23 protein-coding genes are annotated in these 21258 nt (G+C 62.8%); 11 read left to right on the top strand and 12 right to left on the bottom strand.

What is annotated here, in order from left to right; genetic code table 11:
• Positions 1-16: 16 nt before the first annotated feature.
• A complete protein-coding gene (gene nhaA / locus K3146_RS07830; RefSeq protein WP_221545714.1) occupies positions 17-1234 on the bottom strand; it encodes a Na+/H+ antiporter NhaA in 1218 nt (405 codons plus the stop codon).
• 82 nt (positions 1235-1316) lie between these two features.
• Here nhaA and K3146_RS07825 point away from each other — a divergent pair, with 82 nt between their 5' ends.
• The 5 genes from K3146_RS07825 to K3146_RS07805 all read left to right on the top strand — a co-directional run bounded on the left by K3146_RS07825 (position 1317) and on the right by K3146_RS07805 (position 6948).
• On the top strand, positions 1317-2717 hold the full coding sequence (locus K3146_RS07825) for a glycosyl transferase family protein (RefSeq protein ID WP_247711119.1): 1401 nt from the start codon (positions 1317-1319) through the stop codon (positions 2715-2717).
• Positions 2714-3136: a hypothetical protein gene (locus K3146_RS07820; protein WP_221545712.1), complete on the top strand. Its 423-nt coding sequence runs from the start codon at positions 2714-2716 to the stop codon at positions 3134-3136. The genes K3146_RS07825 and K3146_RS07820 overlap by 4 nt, the downstream gene beginning before the upstream one ends.
• Positions 3137-3192: 56 nt before the next feature.
• A complete protein-coding gene (locus tag K3146_RS07815) occupies positions 3193-4098 on the top strand; it encodes a sulfite exporter TauE/SafE family protein (RefSeq protein ID WP_221545711.1) in 906 nt (301 codons plus the stop codon).
• Positions 4095-4844: a TIGR02186 family protein gene (locus K3146_RS07810; protein ID WP_425594593.1), complete on the top strand. Its 750-nt coding sequence runs from the start codon at positions 4095-4097 to the stop codon at positions 4842-4844. The genes K3146_RS07815 and K3146_RS07810 overlap by 4 nt, the downstream gene beginning before the upstream one ends.
• A gap of 121 nt (positions 4845-4965) precedes the next feature.
• The gene (locus K3146_RS07805) at positions 4966-6948 is read left to right on the top strand and encodes a helicase HerA domain-containing protein (RefSeq protein ID WP_247711118.1); all 1983 of its coding nucleotides are present in this window, start codon (positions 4966-4968) and stop codon (positions 6946-6948) included.
• 79 nt (positions 6949-7027) lie between these two features.
• Here the strand turns inward: K3146_RS07805 and K3146_RS07800 are convergent, their stop codons facing one another.
• Together K3146_RS07800 and K3146_RS07795 are read right to left on the bottom strand one after the other, a co-directional pair.
• Entirely contained in the window at positions 7028-7762 is a 735-nt protein-coding gene (locus tag K3146_RS07800) for a 7-carboxy-7-deazaguanine synthase QueE (RefSeq protein WP_221545710.1), read from the bottom strand.
• Between the two features lie 102 nt (positions 7763-7864).
• Entirely contained in the window at positions 7865-10729 is a 2865-nt protein-coding gene (locus K3146_RS07795; protein ID WP_221545709.1) for a valine--tRNA ligase, read from the bottom strand.
• A gap of 104 nt (positions 10730-10833) precedes the next feature.
• On the opposite strand from K3146_RS07795, the gene K3146_RS07790 reads away from it, so the two are divergent.
• Genes K3146_RS07790 through K3146_RS07775 form a run of 4 tightly spaced genes read left to right on the top strand, consistent with a single transcriptional unit; the run spans position 10834 to position 14398 of the window.
• Positions 10834-11943, top strand: a complete 1110-nt coding sequence (locus K3146_RS07790; RefSeq protein WP_221545708.1) for an ABC transporter permease — start codon at positions 10834-10836, stop codon at positions 11941-11943.
• Complete coding sequence (locus tag K3146_RS07785) at positions 11943-12845, top strand: ABC transporter ATP-binding protein (protein WP_221545707.1); 903 nt, start codon at positions 11943-11945, stop codon at positions 12843-12845. The genes K3146_RS07790 and K3146_RS07785 overlap by 1 nt, the downstream gene beginning before the upstream one ends.
• A 3-nt stretch (positions 12846-12848) precedes the next feature.
• Positions 12849-13796, top strand: a complete 948-nt coding sequence (locus K3146_RS07780; RefSeq protein WP_221545706.1) for an MlaD family protein — start codon at positions 12849-12851, stop codon at positions 13794-13796.
• A gap of 17 nt (positions 13797-13813) precedes the next feature.
• Complete coding sequence (locus K3146_RS07775) at positions 13814-14398, top strand: ABC-type transport auxiliary lipoprotein family protein (protein WP_221545705.1); 585 nt, start codon at positions 13814-13816, stop codon at positions 14396-14398.
• A gap of 3 nt (positions 14399-14401) precedes the next feature.
• Here the strand turns inward: K3146_RS07775 and K3146_RS07770 are convergent, their stop codons facing one another.
• From K3146_RS07770 to crcB, 9 genes are all read right to left on the bottom strand, one after another.
• The gene (locus K3146_RS07770) at positions 14402-14926 is read right to left on the bottom strand and encodes a CAP family protein (RefSeq protein ID WP_221545704.1); all 525 of its coding nucleotides are present in this window, start codon (positions 14924-14926) and stop codon (positions 14402-14404) included.
• A 71-nt stretch (positions 14927-14997) separates the two neighbouring features.
• The gene (locus K3146_RS07765; protein ID WP_247711117.1) at positions 14998-15660 is read right to left on the bottom strand and encodes a L,D-transpeptidase; all 663 of its coding nucleotides are present in this window, start codon (positions 15658-15660) and stop codon (positions 14998-15000) included.
• 5 nt (positions 15661-15665) lie between these two features.
• Complete coding sequence (locus K3146_RS07760; protein WP_345723986.1) at positions 15666-16352, bottom strand: PEPxxWA-CTERM sorting domain-containing protein; 687 nt, start codon at positions 16350-16352, stop codon at positions 15666-15668.
• A 131-nt stretch (positions 16353-16483) separates the two neighbouring features.
• Positions 16484-17179 (bottom strand): ATP12 family chaperone protein, encoded by a 696-nt coding sequence (locus tag K3146_RS07755; protein ID WP_221545703.1) that lies wholly within the window; start codon positions 17177-17179, stop codon positions 16484-16486.
• Entirely contained in the window at positions 17176-17388 is a 213-nt protein-coding gene (locus K3146_RS07750; protein WP_221545702.1) for a hypothetical protein, read from the bottom strand. Before K3146_RS07750 ends, K3146_RS07755 begins: the two co-directional genes overlap by 4 nt.
• Positions 17375-18025, bottom strand: coding sequence for an HAD-IA family hydrolase (locus tag K3146_RS07745; protein ID WP_221545908.1), 651 nt, complete (start codon positions 18023-18025; stop codon positions 17375-17377). Before K3146_RS07745 ends, K3146_RS07750 begins: the two co-directional genes overlap by 14 nt.
• A gap of 5 nt (positions 18026-18030) precedes the next feature.
• A complete protein-coding gene (locus tag K3146_RS07740; RefSeq protein ID WP_221545701.1) occupies positions 18031-18633 on the bottom strand; it encodes an FMN-binding negative transcriptional regulator in 603 nt (200 codons plus the stop codon).
• Positions 18633-19766 carry an RluA family pseudouridine synthase gene (locus K3146_RS07735; RefSeq protein ID WP_221545700.1) on the bottom strand — a complete coding sequence of 378 codons (1134 nt, stop codon included), beginning with the start codon at positions 19764-19766 and terminating at the stop codon, positions 18633-18635. Before K3146_RS07735 ends, K3146_RS07740 begins: the two co-directional genes overlap by 1 nt.
• Entirely contained in the window at positions 19763-20173 is a 411-nt protein-coding gene (crcB, locus tag K3146_RS07730; protein WP_221545699.1) for a fluoride efflux transporter CrcB, read from the bottom strand. Before crcB ends, K3146_RS07735 begins: the two co-directional genes overlap by 4 nt.
• A gap of 207 nt (positions 20174-20380) precedes the next feature.
• Here crcB and rpsU point away from each other — a divergent pair, with 207 nt between their 5' ends.
• Together rpsU and K3146_RS07720 are read left to right on the top strand one after the other, a co-directional pair.
• Entirely contained in the window at positions 20381-20587 is a 207-nt protein-coding gene (gene rpsU / locus K3146_RS07725) for a 30S ribosomal protein S21 (RefSeq protein WP_006834591.1), read from the top strand.
• A gap of 78 nt (positions 20588-20665) precedes the next feature.
• Positions 20666-21211, top strand: a complete 546-nt coding sequence (locus K3146_RS07720) for an FKBP-type peptidyl-prolyl cis-trans isomerase (RefSeq protein ID WP_221545698.1) — start codon at positions 20666-20668, stop codon at positions 21209-21211.
• Positions 21212-21258: the final 47 nt, after the last annotated feature.

Below are 21258 nucleotides of genomic sequence, written 5' to 3'. Positions count from 1 at the left end.
CACCTGCGACAACAGCTCAGTCGATATAGGGCGAGCGCACGTCGTCGGGATGCGTGGTCGTCATGCGCAGGATCGTGTAGCCGACCGCCGCCGAAATCAGCGATCCCATAAGGATGCCGATCTTGGCTTCCTCGATCAGCAGGGCATTGCCGGCGAAGGCCAGGCCACTGATGAAGAGCGACATTGTGAAGCCGATCCCGCACAGGATCGAGACACCCCAAATCTCGGTCCAGGTGGCCTGGTCCGGCCGCGGGGCGAAACCGAATTTGTCCGCCAGCCAGATTGCGGACAGGATGCCCACCTGCTTGCCGACGAACAGGCCTGCGGCGATGGCGAGCGGCAGCGGCGCCAGGATGCCCGCAATACCGAGATCGCCGAGGTGCACGCCCGCATTCGCGAACCCGAATACGGGCACGATGAGATAGGCGCTCCACGGCGCAAGATTGTGCTCCATCGTTTCGACCATGGTATGGTCGTCCTCGCCCACCATCGGGATGGTGAGCGCGGCAACTACGCCCGCGATCGTGGCGTGGACGCCCGAGTTCAGAACGAAGAACCACAGCACCAGCGCAGCAAGGATGAAGGGCCAGTAAGCTGCCACCTTCATCCGGTTCATGGCGTACATGAAGGCGGTCACGATCACCGCGCCCACCAGCCAGCTGAACTTGATCTTGGCCGTATAGAACAGCGCGATGACGAGCACTGCGCCGATATCGTCGACGATGGCGACGGTCAGCAGGAACAGGCGCAAAGAGGCAGGCACGCGATTGCCGAGCAGGCCGAGCACGCCCATGGCAAAGGCAATGTCGGTCGCAGCCGGGATTGCCCAGCCGCGGGTCAGGCCCTCGGCACCTTCCGCATTGACGAAGAACAGATAGACCAGCGCCGGAATGGCCATGCCGGCCGCTGCCGCGAGCACCGGCATGCGGCGTTGCTGCGATGTGGAAAGCTGGCCCTCGATCCATTCGCGCTTCACCTCCAACCCCACGACGAAGAAGAAGATCGCCATCAGGCCGTCGTTGATCCACAAATGCAGCGTGTTCAGCTTGAACACCGAGGCATCGAAGATCGTGCCGTGGAAGAGGTGGTGATAATCCTCTGCGAAGGGCGAATTGGCTGCAAGCATCGCGGCAATCGCTACGAGGATCAGCAAAATACCCGCCGACGCATCGCTGACGAACAGCGCGCGGACGGGGGCGAAGACGAGGCGGAATGCGGATGGGCGTTCGGTCATGTCGGTGCGCTCTCTTTCGCAAAGCAAAGCGCGTTGCAAGTCTCGAATCCGCGCGATAGTGGGTTCGCAGGGGGAAAACGGGTTGCACACGGGATCAATCGCCATCTTGGATGGCTTCGCTGCGCTTCAATATGAGTTGCTGCTGTTCGCAGCAGTGTTTTTTGCCATCGGCATGGTGGACGAACTGGCGGTCGACGCGATCTACGCGTGGAACCGCTTTACGGGGCGTATCGCGACGCCACGCCTCGACGAACATGTCCTTACCGAGAAGCCGTTGTCCGGCCTTGCCGCGGTCTTCATTCCGGCTTGGCAGGAAGCGGAGGTAATCGGCCCGACCATCACGCACGCGCTGGCATCATGGCCGCAGGACCAGCTGCGCATCTATGTCGGCTGTTATCGCAACGATGCGTCGACCATCGCTTCGGTCGCAGTCGCATCAAGGGGAGACAGCCGCGTCAGGTTGGTGGTCGTCGGCGAGGATGGCCCGACCTGCAAGGCACATTGCCTCAATCGTCTCTATGCGGCGCTGTGCGAGGACGAGGCCCGCAGCGGCAAGAAGGCGCACATGGTCGTGCTCCACGATGCCGAGGACATGGTGGATGCGGCAGCCCTCCCTTTGCTCGACCACGCTGTGTGGAACAGCGACTTCGTGCAATTGCCGGTCATGGCTCTCCCGCCGTCGGATTCGCGATGGATCGCAAGCCATTATTCGGATGAATTCGCCGAATCGCATGCCAAGGCGATGGTCGTGCGCGACCTGATCGGCTGCGCCGTGCCGGGGGCCGGGGTAGGCTGTGCCGTATCGCGCAAGATGCTCGGCAAGCTCGCTGCAGAGGAGCACGGTCGTCCCTTCAGCGAGGACTCGCTGACCGAAGATTACGAGCTTGGACTGCGGATCCATGCGCTTGGCGGCCGTGGGCGGTTCCTGCGCCTGCGGACGGAGAACGGCCGCCTTGTCGCGACCCGGGCCTATTTCCCTGACCGGATTGCCCAGTCGGTACGCCAGAAGACGCGCTGGACACATGGCATTGCGCTGCAAGGATGGGACCGGCTCGGCTGGCAAGGCAACCTGCTCCAGCGCTGGATGACGCTACGCGACCGGCGCGGGCCGCTGGCCGCGATCCTGCTTGGCCTTGCTTATTTCCTCGTACTTTCCGGCACCCTTTCGCACCTCGCTGCCGACGCAGGACTGGGTGGGCAGTTCGAGCCGGGAGGGTTCCTGAGCATACTGTTGTTGGTGACCTTTGCCGGGCTTGTTTGGCGTGTCCTCATCCGCGCGATTTTCACAGGCAGGGAGTATGGGCTGCGGCAAGGCCTGCTCGCCATTCCCCGCGTGCTCGTGTCCAACGTCATCGCGATCATGAGCGGACGCCGCGCTCTGGTCGCCTATCTGCGGAGCCTGCGCGGTGCACCGACGATCTGGGAGAAGACGGAACACCGCGCGCACCCCGTCCTGTCGCGGGCCCAGGAGGAAATGGCATGAGCGCGCGCAAAACCCCCGCACAGGGGCGTCCGCTGGTTTTCCTGGCCATGATCGCCTTTGGCTGGATCGGCATCAGGGCGATTGCCCTGTCCCTGCCAGATGTGCCTGCCGCTTTTACGCCGGACAATGACAACTCCCCAGTCCTGTCCGAAGCCGCTCCTGCCCCTGCGCCGCAAACGGAAGGCGACGGGCAAGCCGCGGGCGTCGCCGCCCCTCGCGTCACCGATGGACTGGTGGAAGGCCTGAGCGAGGTCCCGCCCGCGCACATGTCCCAAGAGATCGACACCGCGCAATCCCTTGCCGGTCACAATTCTCTCTGGATGGCCGCATCCGGCGCGGACCTCCTGTTGGACGATCCGATCGAGCAGGCCGGGAGCGAGGCGTTTCAGCCGTCCGAAAGCGTTTCACTGGCCGAGTAAATATTTTGAGTGCGCTTCAGCTTTAATATAGCCCCCGGCTCCTATAGGGGCTGGGCATGGACGTTTACCTTCCTATCGCCAATTTGTCGGTCAACGGTCTGTGGATCGTGGGCCTTGGCGCGCTGACGGGGGTATTGTCCGGGCTGTTCGGGGTCGGCGGCGGTTTCCTCACTACTCCGCTCCTGATCTTCTATGGGATTCCCCCCACGGTCGCAGCGGCCTCCGCATCGACCCAGGTCACCGGGGCGAGCGTCTCCGGCGTGCTCGCACATGGCAGGCGTAAGGGGGTCGATTACAGGATGGGCCTGGTGATGGTCGGCGGGGGGGTGATCGGCGCGGGCTTCGGGGCGCTGCTGTTCAATTTCTTCCGCGCGATCGGCCAGATCGATGTCGTCATCAATGCGCTTTACGTCCTGCTCCTGGGATCGATCGGCCTGTTGATGGCGAAGGAATCGGTGCAGGTCATCCGCGGCACGACCGGGACACAGGCCAAGCGAAGGCGCCACCATCCGCTCGTCGCGAACCTGCCGTGGCGATGGCGTTTCTACGGCTCGGGTCTGTACATTTCGCCGCTCGCGCCGGCTCTGGTCGGCGTGGTGGTCGGCATACTGACCATGCTGATGGGCGTTGGCGGCGGCTTCATCCTCGTGCCGGCCATGCTCTACATCCTCGGCATGAGCGCGAATGTCGTGGTCGGCACCAGCCTGTTCAACATCCTCTTCGTGACCATCGCAACCACGGTGATGCATTCGCTCACGACCCGCGCGGTCGATATCGTGCTCGTCGCCCTGCTATTGATCGGATCGGTCTCGGGGGCGCAGTTCGGCTCCAAGATCGCGGTAACGGCAAAGCCCGAGGTGCTGCGGCTGGTCCTGGCAGCAATCGTCTTGCTGATCGCCTTCCGCATGCTCCTGGGCCTGTTCTATGAGCCTGACGAAATCTACACGGTGTATCCGCTGTGAGGGCGTTGTTCCTCCTTATCGCGGCCCTGTTCCTGATGGGGCAACGCGACGCGGTGCTCGTGCCCGAGATTTCGCAGCACGAGGTCAAGGTGCGACAGGGCTTCACGGGCACGGAATTGCTGCTGTTCGGCGCCATTCTCGATCCCGGCGGCGGCGCAGGGCAGGGCTATGACATCGTCGTCGTCCTCAAGGGCCCGTCGGAGCCCATCCGTCTGCGCGAGAAGGAACGTTTTGCGGGCGTTTGGGTGAATGCGGAGAGCAGCGATTTCCGCTCTGTCCCGAGCTATTTCGCTGTCGCTTCCTCGCGCCCGATAGACGAGATCGTCGACCAGAAAACCGCCGCGATCTACGAATTCGGAACGCGCTATATCCAGCTGTCTCCGAGCGGCAGTTTCAACCCTGAAGACCAGATGCGCTTTGCCCTCGGCCTCGTCGATCTCAAGCGGCGCCAGGGTCTTTACAAAGAGGACATGGCGGGTGTGAGCATCACCGAGGATGTCCTCTACCAGGCGCGCATTTCGATGCCCTCGAATGTCACGACCGGCACCTATGTCGCAGAAACGTTCGCGATCAGCCAGGGCCGCGTGATTGCTTCTGCCCAGTCGGAGGTCGAGGTCAGGAAGGTTGGGCTCGAACTCTTCGTCGAAGACAGCGCCAACAATCACGGCCTTCTCTATGGACTTGTTGCCGTCATCCTCTCCGTCAGCATGGGATGGGGTGCCGGACGGCTCTTCGCGCGCCTCTGATCGCGCGGCTCGCAGGTTATCGTTGACCCGTTCTTAACCCTTATCGGGCACTACTCTGGCCGACCATTTGCGCGCCGCGTGAGTATCCTCGCGCGCGATCAACAGGGGCCAGAGCAGACAGATGAACGACATGGGCAACGCAAACTTCGGTTCCAACGGAACTCCGGGCCAGCAGCATGGCGAAGAAGCGCGCCCGCGCAGCCTGCGCGACCGGATCCGTCGCTCGCCCGAAGGCGAACAGGCCGGTGGCGGGGTGTCGCGATCGGGTTACGTGCATCAACAGCCGGAACCCGAAACCCCAGTAGCAGAGCAGGCAGACGCGCCCACGCAGCAGCCCGCCGCAGAACAGCCGCCCGTTCAGCAACCCGCACAGGAAAGCGCTCCGCCTCCGCAGCAGGCCGCGTCGCCAAAGCTGGGCGAGGCGCCGCCGCGCCCTTCGGAGCTCGCTGCCAAGCCCGAGCCAAAGCCGGAAGCACAGCCCGAGGAGGAAGAGGCACCGCCGAGCGAAAACGCGCTCCAGCCGATCGGCGTGGTGCTCGAAATCGCCGGTTCGGGCTCGATGATCGCGATCGATCTCCAGCGCCTGACCGAATGCGGCGACGACCCCGACCCTGCCATTGCCATGGCCGGCCAGGTCGGTTCGCAGATCAAGATTCGGGTCGGCAACAGCTGGCTCCTCGCCAGTGTGCGCAACCAGCGCCAGGACCGCAAGGCCGGCAGCATCCTCGCCAATATCGACTTCCTCGGTGAAGGCGTGGAAGAAAAGCTGACCGGACGCCTGCACAGCTTCCGTCGCGGTGTGACCCGCTACCCGGTCCCCGGCGCGATGGTATTCCCTGCGTCGACCAGCGATCTCAAGCAGGTCTATGCCAGCGACGGTCGCAGCGCTGTCACCATCGGCAAGGTCTATCCCACCAAGGACATCCGCGCCGGCCTCTACGTCGACGCCATGCTCGGCAAGCACTTCGCGCTGCTGGGTTCGACCGGTACCGGTAAATCGACCAGCGCCGCGCTGATCCTGCACCGCATCTGCGAGGCAGCGCCCGAAGGTCACATCGTGATGATCGACCCGCACGGCGAATATTCGGCGGCTTTCCGCCAGACCGGCGTGATCCTCGACGTCTCGAACCTCCAGATGCCCTACTGGATCATGAATTTCGAGGAGCATTGCGAGGTGCTGCTGACCAGCGCCGGAAACGAACGCCAGGTCGATTCCGACATCCTTGCCAAATGTCTCCTCAAGGCGCGCAGCAAGAGCAAGCTGGCCCAGACCATGGGCAAGATCACCGTGGATTCGCCCATTCCCTACCTGCTCTCGGATCTGTCGAACGAGATCCAGGACCAGATGGGCAAGCTCGACAAGGCGACCAATTCGGCGCCTTACATGCGCATCAAGAACAAGCTGGACGAGCTGAAGGCCGACCCGCGCTACCAGTTCATGTTCTCCGGCATGCTGGTGGCCGACACCATGGCCGAGTTCATTAGCAAGATTTTCCGCATGCCATCGAACGGCAAGCCGATCTCGATCATCGACGTGTCGGGCGTGCCCTCGGACATCACGGCTACCGTGGTGGCCGTGCTCAGCCGCCTGGTGTTCGATTTCGCTATCTGGGGCCGCGACGACAAGACTACGCCGATCCTGCTGGTCTGCGAAGAAGCCCACCGTTACGTGCCGAGCGAGAAGAATGCCGATGGCAACTCGGTCGGTACCATCCTCGGCCGTATCGCCAAGGAAGGCCGTAAGTACGGGATATCGCTGGGCCTCATCACGCAGCGCCCGTCCGACCTTGCCGAAGGCGTGCTGTCGCAGTGCGGTACGATCATCTCGATGCGTCTCAACAACGACCGCGACCAGGATTTCGTCCGTGCGGCGATGCCCGAAGGTGCGCGCGGCTTCCTCGACGCTATCCCCGCACTGCGGAACCGCGAGTGCATCATCTGCGGCGAGGGTGTCGCCATCCCGATCCGTGTCAGCTTCGACAATCTGGAAGAAGTGAAGCGCCCGGCTTCGGAAGACCCAAGCTTCATCGAGATGTGGAACAAGCCCGGCGGCGAAGAGGACCTCGTCCTGCGCACCGTGCAGCGGTGGCGTTCACAGGGATAACTGTGGTGCGTCCCCGCGCAGGCGGGGACCTCAGGCGAACTCGTGCCAAGCCGACCGAGACCTCCGCCTTCGCGGTGGATCACGTTCCGCGCGTATCCCCGAACAGGTGGATATGCAGCCGGTCGGACATGCGAAAGCCGTGCTCCAGACATAGATCGCAAAGCCACTGCTCGCGCTCACGAAGGGTCTCGCTGTCGGTTCCTTCGGGCATCAGGAAGACGTGTCCGGGCTTGAAGCGGTAGCGATCGCGCAGGGTCAACACCTCCTCGACATCTGCAGGCTCGGCGATCACGAACTTGAACCAAGCGCGCGGGTCGGTTGCATAGGCATCGAGCCGTTCGGGGAGTAGCGCGAGATCTGCCGGATTGCCGCTATGCGCGAGCTTGGGGCTGACGTTGAACTGGTCGATGCGGATATCGAGCCGCGGCGGGGCCTTGGTGGTTCCGTTGGTCTCGATCTCGACCGAAATGTCGGGCAACACGTCGAGCAGTTTCGCCAGCGCAGGCGCCTGCAACAGCGGCTCGCCGCCGGTAATCACGAGCCGGTCCTGTCCGAGCTGCATGATGCGCGCGGCGACTTCTTCCTCGTCGAGCGTGACCTGGTTCGCCTTGCGCTCGAAAGCGACCCCGTCGCGATGGGGGCGATTATCGCCTTCGAACCGCCAGGTGTAGGCCGTATCGCACCACACGCAGGCAAGGTTGCAGCGCGACAGACGCAAGAAGGCGACCGGCATCCCCGCGCTCGGACCTTCGCCTTGGACCGAAGCAAAAATCTCCGGCCCGCCGGTATCATCGGTTGCTAGAACTAAAGCCATCTCTTCCGTTCGCCCTGAGCTTGTCGAAGGGCCGTCCTTCACCTCGATCCAGCGCTAGAAGAAAAAGCGGTGCTTCGACAAGCTCAGCACGAACGGAGATTGCTAGCCCAGCCTTGCCAGAGCCGCTTTCAGTCGCTCGATTTCCGTCATGTGATGCGCGAAGTCCGCGCGGGCTTTCTCGACTGCCTCGGGCTTGGCGCGTTCGACGAAATTCGCGTTGCCGAGGCGGCCTTCGAGCGATTTGGCTTCCTTGGTAGAGGCTTCCATCGCCTTGTTGAGGCGGGCTTTTTCAGCTTCGATGTCGATCACGCCCTCAAGCGGGATAATGAAGGCATCGTCGCCCGCAGCAATCTGCATTGCCGCACCGCCGGGAGCTTCGGAGAAGTGGACCGGTGTGAGGCGTGCGAGGCGTTCGATTGCCGCCGCGTTCTCCTCCACGACCTTGCGGCCCAGCGCCGAGGGGGCAGGGCAGTAGGCTTCCAGCTTCGCACCCGGCGCGATGCCGAGTTCGTTCTTCGCCGTGCGCACCGCGCTGGTGAGCGCGATGAGCCAATCTATTTCCGCCTTAGCAGCCGCATCGACATCTGCCTGCGGATCGGGCCAGCTGGCGGTGATGAGTGGGTAGTTCGGGCGATCGCCCTGCTTCGACCACAGCTCTTCGGTGATGAAGGGCATGAAGGGGTGCAGCATGACGAGGATCTGGTCGAGTGCCCAGCCGGCGACCGCGCGTGTTTCGTTTGCGTGCTTTGGATAGATTGCCGCGTCTTCGTTCAGAGTTGGCTTAATTAGCTCCAGATACCAGTCGCAGAACCGGTCCCACACGAAGTGGTAGATCGTGTTCGCGGCGGCATCGAAGCGCAAATCGGCCATTGCCTGTTCGAGCGCGTTCTTCGTCTCGACGACTTCGCCGATGATCCACTTGTTGACCGCCTGCGTGGCGGCGGGTGCGGCGATACTCGTGCTCGCGCCGATGCCGTTCGACTGGCAGAAACGCGTGGCATTCCAGAGCTTTGTCGCGAAATTGCGATAGCCCTCGACACGGCGTTCATCCATCTTGATGTCACGGCCCTGGCTCTCCATCGCTGACATGAAGAAGCGCAACGCATCGGCGCCGTACTGGTCGATCAGGCCGAGCGGGTCGACGACATTGCCCTTCGACTTGGACATCTTCGCCCCGTCGGCGGCGCGTACGAGCCCGTGGAGATAAAGCCGCGGCCACGGTGCCTTCCCGGTCAGGTGCATCCCCTGCATCATCATGCGCGCATCCCAGAAGAACAAGATGTCGAAGCCCGAGATCAGCAGGTCGTTGGGATAGTGCTTCTTTAGCAAGTTGTGCTGATCGTCGGGAAGATGCTGAGCGCTTGGCCAACCGAGTGTGGCAAATGGCCAAAGCGCGGAGGAAAACCACGTATCGAGTACGTCAGGATCACGCTTGAGCCAAAGCTTCTTCTCGCCCTCTGCGCTGACCTCGATCCTGGCCTCATCATCTTCTCCGCACTCGAATATTTGTCCGGAATCGAAGAAGTGGTTGTCATACTCGGTTGAGCCATCATTGATGGCCTTCTCGATAACCTCCTCAAAGTTCTGGCCGACATAGGCGCGCCCATCCGGCCCATACCACGCCGGAATCCGGTGGCCCCACCAGAGCTGGCGGCTGACGCACCAAGGCTGGATATTTTCCATCCAGTTGAAGAAGGTCTTCTCCCAGCTTTTCGGGACGATCTCGATCGTACCGTCCTTCACTGCCTGGATCGGAGCAACAGCTAGCTTCTCGGCATCGACATACCACTGGTCGGTCAGCCACGGTTCGATGACCACGCCGCCGCGGTCGCCGAAGGGCGTTGCGATGGTGCGCGGCTCTGCGTCGTGCTCGACCTCGTTGCCTTCCTTGTCCTTGGTGACATGCGGGATGAGGAAGCCGAGTTCTTTCATCCGTGCCACGACCAGCTCGCGTGCGCCATCAACACCGTCGCGCTTGAAGCGGTGCATGCCGAGGAATTCGTCCGGCACCAGCCCGTCGGCGGTCTGGCAGACATTGCCTTCCGCATCGAGCATGTTGAGCATGTCGGCAGGCGCGAAACCAGCACGCTTGCCCACGTCGAAGTCGTTGAAGTCATGCCCCGGAGTGATCTTCACGCAGCCCGAGCCGAGCTCCGGATCGGCGTGCTCGTCGGCCACCACCTTGAAGCGGCGGCCGGTGATCGGCTGGAGGATATCCTTGCCCACGACCGACTTGTAGCGCTCGTCGTCGGGGTGAACCGCCACTGCCATGTCGGCGAGCATGGTTTCCGGACGCGTGGTGGCGACGACAAGGTAATCCTTGCCCTCCGACGTGGTTACGCCGTCAGCCAGCGGATAGCGGAAATGCCAGAAGCCGCTTTTCACATCGCTGGTCTCGACCTCGAGGTCCGAAATCGCGGTCTTCAGCTTGACGTCCCAGTTCACCAGCCGCTTGTCGCGGTAGATCAGCCCGTCATTGTAAAGATCGACGAAGACCTTGAGCACGGCCTCGGTGAAATGCGGGTCCATGGTGAACTGTTCGCGGCTCCAGTCCATCGAACAGCCGAGGCGGCGCAGCTGGCGGGTGATCGTGCCACCGCTCTCTTCCTTCCACGCCCAAACCTTGTCGACGAATTCCTCGCGCGAGTAGTTCGTGCGTTTGTCCTGCTTCGCCTCAAGCTGGCGTTCGACCACCATCTGAGTGGCGATGCCCGCATGGTCGGTGCCGACCACCCACAGCGCATCCTTGCCGCGCAAGCGTTCGTAGCGGATCACCACATCCTGCAGCGTGTTGTCGAGCGCATGGCCGATATGGAGCGAGCCGGTCACATTCGGCGGAGGGTTCACGATGGTGAAGGGTTCGGCGTCGGGCCGCTCGGGGCGGAACAGGCCGTTTTCTTCCCAATGCGCGTACCAGCGCTGCTCGATTTCGGCGGGATCAAAGGTCTTGGATAGCTCGGTGCTCATGGCAACGGCCCATGCCAGCGCTTATTGTGCGATGCAACGCCGGAGGGGATGCGAATTGATACGCGCTTGTTTAGCGAGGCATTTCCCCGCATAGCGATTGGCGGATGACAGGTCTGGCGGAATACGAGCTGCACGAGGGCGAGGGGGGAGCGGTTTTGGCGCTTACCGGACCGTATCTCGTGTCGAGCATCGGCGCAGTCGACGAAGACCTGAGATCGCTTGAAGGCGACATTGCACAGGTCGACCTGTCGGGTGTCTCCGAGATCGACACCGTCGGCGCGTGGATGGCCTGCCACATCGCGACGCGTCACAACGCCACGATCACGGGTGCAAGCGAGCGCGCGCAACGATTGCTCGGCGCGCTGGAAGGGATGGATAGCGAGGAGCAGATAGCCGCTCCACGCCTTCCGGTCTGGAGCCGCGTGCCCGAAGCGATGGGCGAAAAGGTCTTCAACGCTCGCACCGGCGTTTACGGCGTTCTCAGCTTCCTTGGCTCGCTGATCCTCGCGACCTGGTCGCTGCTGCGCAATCCGCGCCGGTTCCGCATGGTCGCGCTGGTCAGGCAGGCGGAGCTGGTCGGTGTTTCCGCCCTGCCGATCATCGGGTTGATGAGCTTCCTGATCGGGATCGTGATCGCGCAACAAGGCGCTGTGCAGCTGGCGCAATTCGGTGCCGAAACGCTGACGATTAACCTCGTTGGCCGTATCACCCTGCGCGAACTGGGCGTGCTGATGACCGCGATCATGGTTGCGGGCCGGTCCGGCAGTGCTTTTGCCGCGCAGCTTGGCACGATGAAGCTAACGGAAGAAGTCGATGCGATGCGCACCATCGGGATTGCGCCGATGGAAGCCTTGGTGATCCCGCGCATCATGGCCGCCGTGCTGATGATGCCGCTGCTTGGTTTCTACGCGTCCTGCATGGCGATCATTGGCGGTGCTGTGATTGGCGACGTCATCCTGGGGATTCCCTTCTGGACCTTCCTCTCGCGTATCCAGGAGGTCGTTCCAACCTATGACTTGTGGGTCGGTCTCATCAAGGCGCCGGTCTTCGGGCTGATTATCGGCCTCGCCGGTTGCTATCACGGCCTGCAGGTGCGCGGGAACTCGGAAGAGGTCGGCATCCGTACAACCATGGCGGTTGTTTCTGCGATCTTCGCGGTCATCGTGCTCGACGCATTCTTCGCGGTCTTCTTCACCGAACTGGGGTGGGGTTGATGAGCGAGGAGGAAAACGCCTTCCACCATCATGCGCGTTATCGCGGCGATTATCCGATCGTCGTCGAAGGACTGACCAATCGTTTCGGCGAAATCACTGTGCACGAGGATCTCGACCTCAAGGTGCAGCGCGGAGAGATCCTCGGCGTGGTCGGGGGCTCGGGAACTGGCAAGTCGGTGCTGATGCGCTCGATCATCGGCCTGCAGACACCCAATGCAGGCGATGTGCGGGTTTTCGATAAGTCGATCATCGAAGCCGAACCCGATGAAGAGATTGGCGTGCGCGATCGCTGGGGCGTGCTGTTCCAGGGCGGCGCATTGTTCTCGACGCTGACCGTGGGCGAGAATGTCGAAGTGCCGCTGAAGCAGTTCTATCCGGAAATCTCGGACGAACTTCGCCACGAAATCGCGCGGTACAAGGTGCTGCTCTCGGGCCTGCCCGAAGAGGCCGTGAGCAAATATCCAAGCGAGCTTTCGGGCGGCATGAAGAAGCGCGCCGGTCTTGCCCGCGCATTGGCTCTCGATCCCGAGCTGCTCTTTCTCGACGAGCCGACTGCAGGGCTCGATCCCATCGGGGCTGCGGCCTTCGACCGGCTGACGCGTGAGTTGAAAGAGACGCTCGGACTTACGGTCTTCCTGATCACACACGATCTCGATACGTTGCACGAAATCTGTGACCGGGTGGCGGTGCTGGCCGACCGCAAGGTCATCGCGGTCGATACTGTCCCGAACCTGATGGACCTCGACCATCCCTGGATCCAGGAATATTTCAACGGTCCACGTGGCCGCGCCGCGCTTACCGCGCAAGCGCTCGACGAACTCCGGAAGCACATGGACCTGCCGATCGCGGAACATGCGGTCAAAGCGTTGGACAATGCGTCCTCAAGCAAGGATAAGGCCTAACCAATGGAAACGCGGGCGAATTACGTTTGGGTGGGGGTAGTCACGCTGGCCGTGCTGGCGGCGCTGGCGCTTTTCATCGTGTGGATCGCCCGTTGGGGCGAAGGCGCGCAGAAGGAATATGACATCTTCTTCAAAGAGAGCGTTTCCGGTCTCGCCAACGGTAGTCAGGTCAGCTTCGCCGGTGTCCCCGTAGGGCAGGTCAGCCAGATCGTGCTATGGGACAAGGATCCGGAGTTTGTGCGCGTCCGTATCAGCGTGAAAGACGAGGTGCCGATCCTGGTTGGGACGACCGCAACCATCCAAGGCAGCTTTACCGGCGTGTCCACCATCCTGCTCGACGGTGCGCGCAGTGGTCAGCCTCCGATCTCCTGCGAAACGACCGCTTGTACTGAAGACGTCCCCGTTATCCCCCCGAAGGATGGCGGATTGAACGCGCTCCTTTCCGACGCACCGCTGCTACTCGAGCGACTGGCGACGCTAACCGAACGGCTTACCCAGCTGCTCGACGAAGACAATCAGGGGGCAATCGCCGGCATCCTTGCCAATACCAACCGCATGACTGCCGACCTCGCCCAAACCGCGCCGCAGATCGAGCGGACGATGGCGGAACTTCAGGTGACTCTGCGCGAGGCGTCTGAAGCGCTCGACCAGTTCGAGAAGGTGACGGCGTCGACCGACCAGCTACTCAACCAAGAAGGCGCTCAGCTTGCGGAGCAATTGCGCGTTACCCTGCGCCAGGCGGGCGATGCCTCGCAGGAATTGCAGGGTGTACTCGCGGAAGCGCGCCCCGCGACCAAGCAGTTGACTGAAAGCACTCTGCCCGCTGCCGAGGCCACGTTGCGCGATCTGCGCGCAACCAGCAAGGCGCTGCGCGGCGTCACCGAGAAACTCGACGAGCAGGGGGCGGGCGCACTGCTGTCCAGCCAGCCGCTGCCAGAGTACGAGCCGTGAGACAGGGAGCGGACGCGATGACCAGCCACTTCAAATTCGCCATCCTTGCCCCGGCCTTGTTGCTAGGTGGCTGCATTTCCTTCGGTAGCGAACCGCCCGAAAGCCTGTTGACGCTCACTCCTGCAAACAGCGCTCCAGCCGGTACGGGTGGGTCCAGCGAGGCAGGAACGGCGCTCGCGCTAGTGGAGTTCGAGACGCCGAGCGCACTCGACGTAACGCGCGTACCGGTGCAAGTCAGCGATACCGAACTCGCCTATCTCAAGGACGCGGTTTGGGTTGAGAAGCCTGCCCGCCTGTTCCGCAGACTGGTCGCCGAGACTATTCGCACGAGATCAAACCGCGTGGTGATCGATGGTGACGATCCCGGTGCGCTGGCCACCAACCGGCTTGGCGGAACGCTGCGCCAGTTCGGCTATGATGCCCGCAGTGGCAGTGTCGTCGTGGTGTTCGATGCGGTGCGTCCGGGCGAGGGTAGCGGTGTCGAAACCCGCCGTTTTGAATCTGTCGTGCCAGGTGTCGGTGCAGATGTACGCAGCGTCGGTCCCGCGCTCAATCAGGCTGCAAACGACGTAGCCGGACAGATCGCCGACTGGCTTAGCTAACCTTCAGGCGAGCGGGCGGCGTCCCAGGACATTACCCGGTTGGCTGTAGCGGCACACGAGGATTTCCTCCTCACCGCGCTTGGACAGGCCGCAGCCGACCTTGCCGGTCCGCTTCCAGATTAGCTGGGTGTAGTGGCTGACATCGGCCACATCGCCCGTGGTGCTGTTGAACGGGAACTTGCCGCGGCGGAAATACTGTTTTTCCTCCACCCAGAGGTCGATCATGCTTTCCGGGCTGAAGTGATCGGGTGTCCCGCCCCAGATGTTCTCGCCTTCGAGCGCTTGGCCCTTGCGATTGGGCGAATGCTCGAACTTGCCGGTTTCGGACAGGTGATCCGCCCATTCCTGCGCGCCCTTGGCGAGGGTGGCGTCCCATTGCAGCGGGCCTACGCCTATCGCCTGGCGCTCGCGGTTGTGTGCGGCCAGCAGACGGTCTTCGAGATCGTTGGTCCGCCCCTGCGCCCCGGGGAGCAGGGTCATGCAGGTGGCTGCGAGTACGATTTTTACGTAAATGCGCGGTGCAGGCATGATCCAACCTTTCGGCTGGACAATGGCTCCAGAGCGCTAAACCAAGCTTAGGAAACGTGGTTAACCAGAGGTTACCAAGGGGCCTTCTGCGCGAGCTTCTCTGTCGCGCCCGCATCGGAAATGACCACGGTAACCTCGTCACCGACGCCAACCGCTTCGAACAGCAGGCGGGCGAATTCGGGAGGCAGGCCCACACAACCGTGCGTCGCGCGGCCGCGCTCCACATCCGATCCATGCAGCGCAACGCCATCATTGGTGATGAACAGCGAATGCGGCATGGGCGCATCGTAGCTGCGCGAATGATAGTCGGCGACCTTGCGCAGGACCGGGAAGGTTCCGCGCGGCGTATCGTGGCCGGGCTTGCCGTAGAGAATGACCGATGTGCCGATCTCGTGCGGCCCACGATAGGCCGATACCATCTGGCGGCGAAGATCGACCCAGACGGTGACCTTGCCTGCGGGCACGTCCGTGTCGTCCCAGGCAAACTCGCCGTGTCGCATCATGCCCTTGGACAGCAAGGACTTGGTGCCCGTCGGCATCAGGTGCGCAACGGCCGCGGCCTCAGCTTCCTCTTCGCGCAGCGCCACGCGCGCCGAACTGGTGGCCCAATCCGGCTTGACGGTCAGTTCTTCCGCCTGCGGCGACGGCTTGTCCTCACCTGCCGACGGCCAGGCGGCCATGGCTAGGCTGCCTGCAGCGAAGATCGAGAGAAGGGAGAGATCCAGCAGTCGCATGGCGCTCAGGCCTTCGCGACAAGGAGCATCTTGCGGCGACGACGCAGCGCTGCGCCGGCAAGGCCCATTCCAAGGATCATCATCGCCCAGCTATCGGGTTCGGGAACTGCCGAAATGGGAGGAGGTGGAGGGGGATTGCCGCCACCGCCACCGCCGCCTCCGCCGCCACCGGAGCCGCCGCCACCGGAGCCGCCGCCACCGCCGCCGCCTCCAGAGCCATCGCCGCCGCCACCGCCGCCGGTCAGCAGGCCAACGAGGAACGGATCGGGAGTGGGGGCGCCGCCGCCCGGATTGCCGACATCTTCGGCAAATTCGGGAAGGGTGAGGATCGGCGTATTGGCAAGGTCCTTGCCAAGCGGTTCTTCAACGAAGTCTTCGTCGAGCGGGTCGATGATCTTGCCAAGTGCACGCTGAGCGGGTTCTTCCGGCATCGCGAAATCGAGTTCGCCGTCACCCTTGCCCTTGCCTTGGAACAGTTCTGCGTCGGTGCGTTCGCCGGGCGAGCGGGCGAGGAATTCGCCCAGCTGCGAAGCCGCCTGCTGCATTGCATGGCCGGCCTGCGGAACGAAAGTGACCACGCCGCCACCTCCCAGCAGCAGGCACGCGACAACGGCGGTCGCAACCGCCCTGCGTTTGCCACCTGCCCAATTTTTCGCGCGCCCGAATGGCGTATCTGAAACGGTCTTTGCCACGCCCGTCTTATACCGACCCGAGATGAATGGTTACCAACGCTTTAACCATAGATCGGGTACGGCGTTCCATTCCGCAACATGCGGGTGTCTACGTGTTTCCCTTAGGGCATCCGTTCAAAGGATTGGGTAAATCAAAGGGTTGCCGCGCGGGCAAACGCGATTGCGCGCAGGAAGTCCGTCTTGCGTTTGTCACGGCGCTGTTGCGCCTCTGCATCAATTCCCCAGAGTTCGGCCTGCCAATCCTCCTCCAGATTGGCCGCATCCCACAGTTTCTCCCCCTCGGCTCCGTTGCGAATCGATTCGAGGCCGATGCAGAGCGACGCGGCGAGCGAAGTAGTCTGTTCGAGCGCGGTGAGGGTGAAAGGATCGAGCGTGGCAAGGCGGGTGCGCAGGCGAGCCGTCGTTTCACCACTTTGGGGTCGGTGGAGGATGCCGCTGATACGGTGCAGGCTCACGCCTTCGCGCTGTTCGAAGCGTGTAACGATCGGCTCCCAGACTTCCTGCTGCCTGCGGTAGAGCGCTTCCTCGGGATCGGCGCGATAGCAGAGCGTATCGGTCTCGGCATAACCCAGCAGCTTGTCGATCACTGGCGCGGTATCGCGAGAAACCACGTCGATCGCGTAGTCTGCCATGTCGCGAAAGGGGAAGGCAGCGGGATCGATGTCCTCGCCCTGGCCGCGCCATTCCTCGGCCATGGCCTCGGCCAATTCCTCCGTTGGCACCAGCTGCGGCTGGCCGCCCTGCGTCTTGATCGGTCGCCCGTCGAGCGAGATAGTCCAGCCGAGGTCGGTCCCGGCCGTGGTGACGTCCTTGTAGAAACGCTTCATTGCTCGTCGGATTTCCAGCTTTTGGACAGCAGCATCGGGACGAAGAAGAACTCCGCTGCGCCAAGCACCAGCAGGAAGTAGCCGACAATCTCCGGCAGTTCGACGATGCGGCCAATGATGAGCGCTCCTGCGAATACCATCAGCACCGCACCGAAGCGCGCCATCTGCAGGATCCAGAAACGGCGGGCTGCGGGGTCAGCTTCGGCCATTGATCAGCCTCTCCAGTTCTTCCATCGTTGCGGCGACGCCGATAGCGCCGGCTTCGAGCAGTTCGTGTGGTTCGTGATAGCCCCAGGACACGCCGATAGCGCGCACTCCGGCGGCCTGCGCCATATCCATGTCGAAGGTCGTGTCGCCGATCATCACAGCGCGATCTGCGGTTACACCCGCTTCCGACAGTGCTTCTTCGAGCATGGCCGGATGGGGCTTGGAAGGGTGGCGGTCGGCGGTTTGCAGCGTCACGAAGCGCTGCTTGATGCCGTGGGTGTCGAGGCAGGCATGAAGCCCGCGATCGCTCTTGCCAGTGGCGACACCGAGCAGCCAGCCAGCCGCGCCGAGCCGCTCGATCAGCTCTGCCATCCCTTCATACAGAGGCTCCTCGAGCATGCTGGTCTCGCGTCTCGTGCGATAGCCTGCCCGATAGGCCAAGAGGGCGGCTTCACGTTGCTTCTCGTCGGCTGTGGGAGCGAGGATTTCCAGCGCCTGCGGGAGGCTCAGGCCCACCATCCGCCGGACCGTATTGCGATCGGGCGCGGGCAAGTTCGCGGCGGCGAAAGCCTCGTCCATCGTATCGCAAATCGCGGCCTGCCCGTCGACCAGCGTGCCGTCGCAATCGAAGATCACCATCCGGTTCACGTGAGGTATCCCCGCATCAGTCCGGCCATCTCCTTCTCCCCCTCGGCTTCCAGCCCGGCTACGACTTCCCCAATAACCTCGGCCGACTTGTTCTGCGAAAGCTTCACCGTCTCGCGCCAGTCATCGACCTGCATCTCGAAGCCGACGATGGCCTTGAGCAGACGCTCGCGATGGGTCTCGGAGAGCTTGTCCATGCTCCAGGGTGTGCCGTGTTGCAGCCGCGCTTCGTGCCGTGCCGTCAGGGCCTGAAGCAGCGATACCAACCCTTCGCGGTCCATCGCACTTACCTGGCCCTCCATTTCGGCAGCGAGATAGTTCCAGGTCGAAACCTGGTCGGGATCGGAGTACCAGCGCGCCGAGATATAGGCGTCTGCGCCGTTGACCACGATGAGCGCGCGCGAGGATGGCAGGTGCTTCGTCAGCGCATTTCCCCGCGCAAGGTGGAATCGCAGCGTGAATTCCCCCGAGAGGATAACCGGTGAATGCGCCACGCGCGGGCCATCGGGGGTTGAGCAAAACACCATCCCGAACCCGACCTGCTCGATGAGCCCGCGATGGAATGACCTGTCCTGCTCGCGAAAGTTCGGGTTGGGATGCATCAGCGCTTGCCCTTCGCGCCCGGACGGCCCTTGGGCTTGCCGCCGGACCCACCACGCGCACGGCGCGGGCCGCGCTGGGACTTGCGATAGTTCTTGGCATGCTGGCGCGCCTGCTGCTTCTTCTCCTCGCGCGACTTCGGCGGAGGATCGTCGCGCATCGGTGTCGCATCGCTGGCGTCCTCGTCGAAGCCGATCTGCTCCATGCTGGCGGCGAAATGTTCGGGCAGTTCAGCCGTCACGTCGAGCTTGCCGCCATCCGGACTGTCGATGATCAGGCGGCGCGCATGGAGGTGCATCTTGCGGCTGACCGAGCCGGTCAGGAAAGCGTCCTTCCCACCGTATTTGCCATCGCCCACGATCGGGTGACCCATGGCCGCGCAGTGGACGCGCAGCTGGTGGGTGCGACCGGTCAGGGGCTGGAGCTCGAGCCAGGCGGCCTTCTTGCCTGCGCTGTCGACGACGCGATACTTGGTCTTGGCCGGCTGGCCGCCTTCGTGATCGACATGCATCTTCTCGCCGCCTGAACCGGGCTGCTTTGCGAGCGGAGCTTCGATCACGCCTTCCTTGATCTCGGGAACGCCGACGACGAGCGCCCAGTAGATCTTCTTGGCACTGCGGCCAGAGAATCGCTTGGAAAAGAACGCCGCGCTGCCGGGGGTGCGCGCCACCAGAAGGACACCGCTGGTGTCCTTGTCGAGCCGGTGGACGAGACGCGGGCGCTGTTCGTAGCCCTCTTCCATATAAGCGTCGAGCAGGCCGTCGACATGGTTGAAAGTGTTGGTCCCACCCTGTGTAGCAAGGCCCGGTGGCTTGTTGATGACGAGCGCGCTCGTGGTCTGCTTGATAAGCATGTCCGCGGCTTGCTCATGCTCCGCCTTTGTCAGGTCGCGCTTCGGCTTTGCCTGCTTGTGCGGTGCGTCGCCCCCCGGTGGAACACGGATCTGCTGGCCCTCGGCGAGCCGATCGTCGGGCTTGGCGCGGCCGCCATCGACCCGGACCTGTCCGGTTCGAGCCCATTTGCTGACCGTGCCGAAGCCTACCTGCGGCAGGTGGCGCTTGAACCAGCGGTCCAGTCTGATGCCGTCATCGTCTGCCTGGACCGTGAAGGTCCGGACCTCGTCTGAAGTCTTCACCCGGCCATCCTCATCACTGCAAGCCCGACCATCAATCCGGAGATACCCAGCGCAAAGGACAGTACCGCGTAGAGCGAAGCGAACAGATACTGCCCGCGCTCGATCATCAGCACCATTTCGAGGCTGAAAGCGGAGAAGGTCGTAAAGCCTCCGAGAACGCCTACCCCCAAGAGAAGGCGCATCTGCTCGCTCCCTTCATTCCCGTGGCGGACCAGCCAGCCGGCGAGCAAGCCCATCAGCAGGCTGCCGATCGCGTTGACGGCAAGCGTGGCGAAAGGGAAGGCCGACACGATCGGCGCGCCGAGCCATTGCGTCATCGCGCGGCCGGTCTGGTAGCGCAGAACCGCACCGGCTGCGCCGCCAAGGGCGACGTGCAGGGTTGCGACCATGGGAGAAAGATTGGACATGCCCGATCCCCTAGCGACTGGAAGGCCATTGCGAAAGGTGCCCTTACGCTCTTGCGTTTTTCGACGCGAATCCGTATGTGCGCGCCATTCGAGCCGGTCCGGAACGGATTCGGCGCGCTTTTCGTTGAAAGAGCGAAACCCAAATTCAAGGAGGCTTACCCCGCCTTTCCGCGGGCTCTGGCCCGTAAAGTCGAGGTATTGAAGTTTATGCAGATCATGGTTCGCGATAACAATGTCGACCAGGCCCTCCGCGCGCTCAAGAAGAAGCTGCAGCGTGAAGGCGTGTATCGCGAAATGAAGCTGCGTCGTCACTACGAGAAGCCCAGCGAAAAGCGCGCCCGTGAAAAGGCTGCTGCGGTTCGCCGTGCACGCAAGCTCGAGCGCAAGCGCATGGAGCGTGACGGCATCAAGTAAGCCGTTGCCTTAGCTTTCAAGCCAAGCCATGAGGGCGCGGAGAAATCCGCGCCCTTTGCGTATCAGGACAAGACCTACATGACCGAGATTACCCGCGTGCCGCTCCAGCCCATCAAGAAGGGCTCGTTGACCAAGCTTTGGCTCGGCGTGCTCGTCGCCATTCTGCTGGGTGGCGGGCTGGCCTGGGCCGCACAGCCCAAGGGGCTCGACCTCGAGGTCCTGACCGAAGGCACAGGCCCGAAAGCCCAGATGGGCGACGTGGTCTTCGTGAATTACGTCGGCAAGCTGGCAGACGGCACCGAATTCGACCGGTCCGAACCGTTGCCGATCCCACCCGGCTTCTTCCCCGAAGGCACGCCAATGCTGCTCGAAGAGGGCGGACTGATCCCCGGATTCCTGACCGGCCTGACGCAGATGGAAAAGGGCGGCAAATACGAACTGTCGATTCCTGCCGACCAGGCCTATGGCGCTGCGCCGCCTCCAGGTTCGCCGATCCCGGCCAATGCGGACCTCGTGTTCGAAGTCGAAGTCATGGATATCATGAGCCGCGCCGATTTCGAGGCCAAGGTCCAGCAGCTACAGGCCATGATGGGCGCTCTGGGACCGGCCCCTGAAGGCGAATAGGGCGCTGTTTCCACCGGTAAATCCGGTGGCAGGCGTGGAACATCCCG

This window comes from Qipengyuania vesicularis (assembly GCF_019711415.1).
Classification (GTDB): Bacteria; Pseudomonadota; Alphaproteobacteria; order Sphingomonadales; family Sphingomonadaceae; genus Qipengyuania; species Qipengyuania vesicularis.
Note: the sequence above shows the minus strand (reverse complement) of the source record. Positions and strands in the feature narration are given on the sequence as shown.

Bases quoted from the DNA above. Each gene is read 5' to 3' on its own strand.
- nhaA (WP_221545714.1), bottom strand. From the start codon at position 1,234: ATGACCGAACGCCCATCCGCATTCCGCCTCGTCTTCGCCCCCGTCCGC.
- K3146_RS07800 (WP_221545710.1), bottom strand. From the start codon at position 7,762: ATGGCTTTAGTTCTAGCAACCGATGATACCGGCGGGCCGGAGATTTTT.
- K3146_RS07720 (WP_221545698.1), top strand. From the start codon at position 20,666: ATGACCGAGATTACCCGCGTGCCGCTCCAGCCCATCAAGAAGGGCTCG.
- K3146_RS07745 (WP_221545908.1), bottom strand. From the start codon at position 18,025: ATGGTGATCTTCGATTGCGACGGCACGCTGGTCGACGGGCAGGCCGCG.
- K3146_RS07755 (WP_221545703.1), bottom strand. From the start codon at position 17,179: ATGAAGCGTTTCTACAAGGACGTCACCACGGCCGGGACCGACCTCGGC.
- K3146_RS07775 (WP_221545705.1), top strand. From the start codon at position 13,814: ATGACCAGCCACTTCAAATTCGCCATCCTTGCCCCGGCCTTGTTGCTA.
- K3146_RS07785 (WP_221545707.1), top strand. From the start codon at position 11,943: ATGAGCGAGGAGGAAAACGCCTTCCACCATCATGCGCGTTATCGCGGC.
- K3146_RS07820 (WP_221545712.1), top strand. From the start codon at position 2,714: ATGAGCGCGCGCAAAACCCCCGCACAGGGGCGTCCGCTGGTTTTCCTG.
- K3146_RS07790 (WP_221545708.1), top strand. From the start codon at position 10,834: ATGACAGGTCTGGCGGAATACGAGCTGCACGAGGGCGAGGGGGGAGCG.
- K3146_RS07740 (WP_221545701.1), bottom strand. From the start codon at position 18,633: ATGCATCCCAACCCGAACTTTCGCGAGCAGGACAGGTCATTCCATCGC.
- rpsU (WP_006834591.1), top strand. From the start codon at position 20,381: ATGCAGATCATGGTTCGCGATAACAATGTCGACCAGGCCCTCCGCGCG.
- K3146_RS07750 (WP_221545702.1), bottom strand. From the start codon at position 17,388: ATGGCCGAAGCTGACCCCGCAGCCCGCCGTTTCTGGATCCTGCAGATG.
- K3146_RS07805 (WP_247711118.1), top strand. From the start codon at position 4,966: ATGAACGACATGGGCAACGCAAACTTCGGTTCCAACGGAACTCCGGGC.
- crcB (WP_221545699.1), bottom strand. From the start codon at position 20,173: ATGTCCAATCTTTCTCCCATGGTCGCAACCCTGCACGTCGCCCTTGGC.
- K3146_RS07765 (WP_247711117.1), bottom strand. From the start codon at position 15,660: ATGCGACTGCTGGATCTCTCCCTTCTCTCGATCTTCGCTGCAGGCAGC.
- K3146_RS07770 (WP_221545704.1), bottom strand. From the start codon at position 14,926: ATGCCTGCACCGCGCATTTACGTAAAAATCGTACTCGCAGCCACCTGC.
- K3146_RS07795 (WP_221545709.1), bottom strand. From the start codon at position 10,729: ATGAGCACCGAGCTATCCAAGACCTTTGATCCCGCCGAAATCGAGCAG.
- K3146_RS07780 (WP_221545706.1), top strand. From the start codon at position 12,849: ATGGAAACGCGGGCGAATTACGTTTGGGTGGGGGTAGTCACGCTGGCC.
- K3146_RS07815 (WP_221545711.1), top strand. From the start codon at position 3,193: ATGGACGTTTACCTTCCTATCGCCAATTTGTCGGTCAACGGTCTGTGG.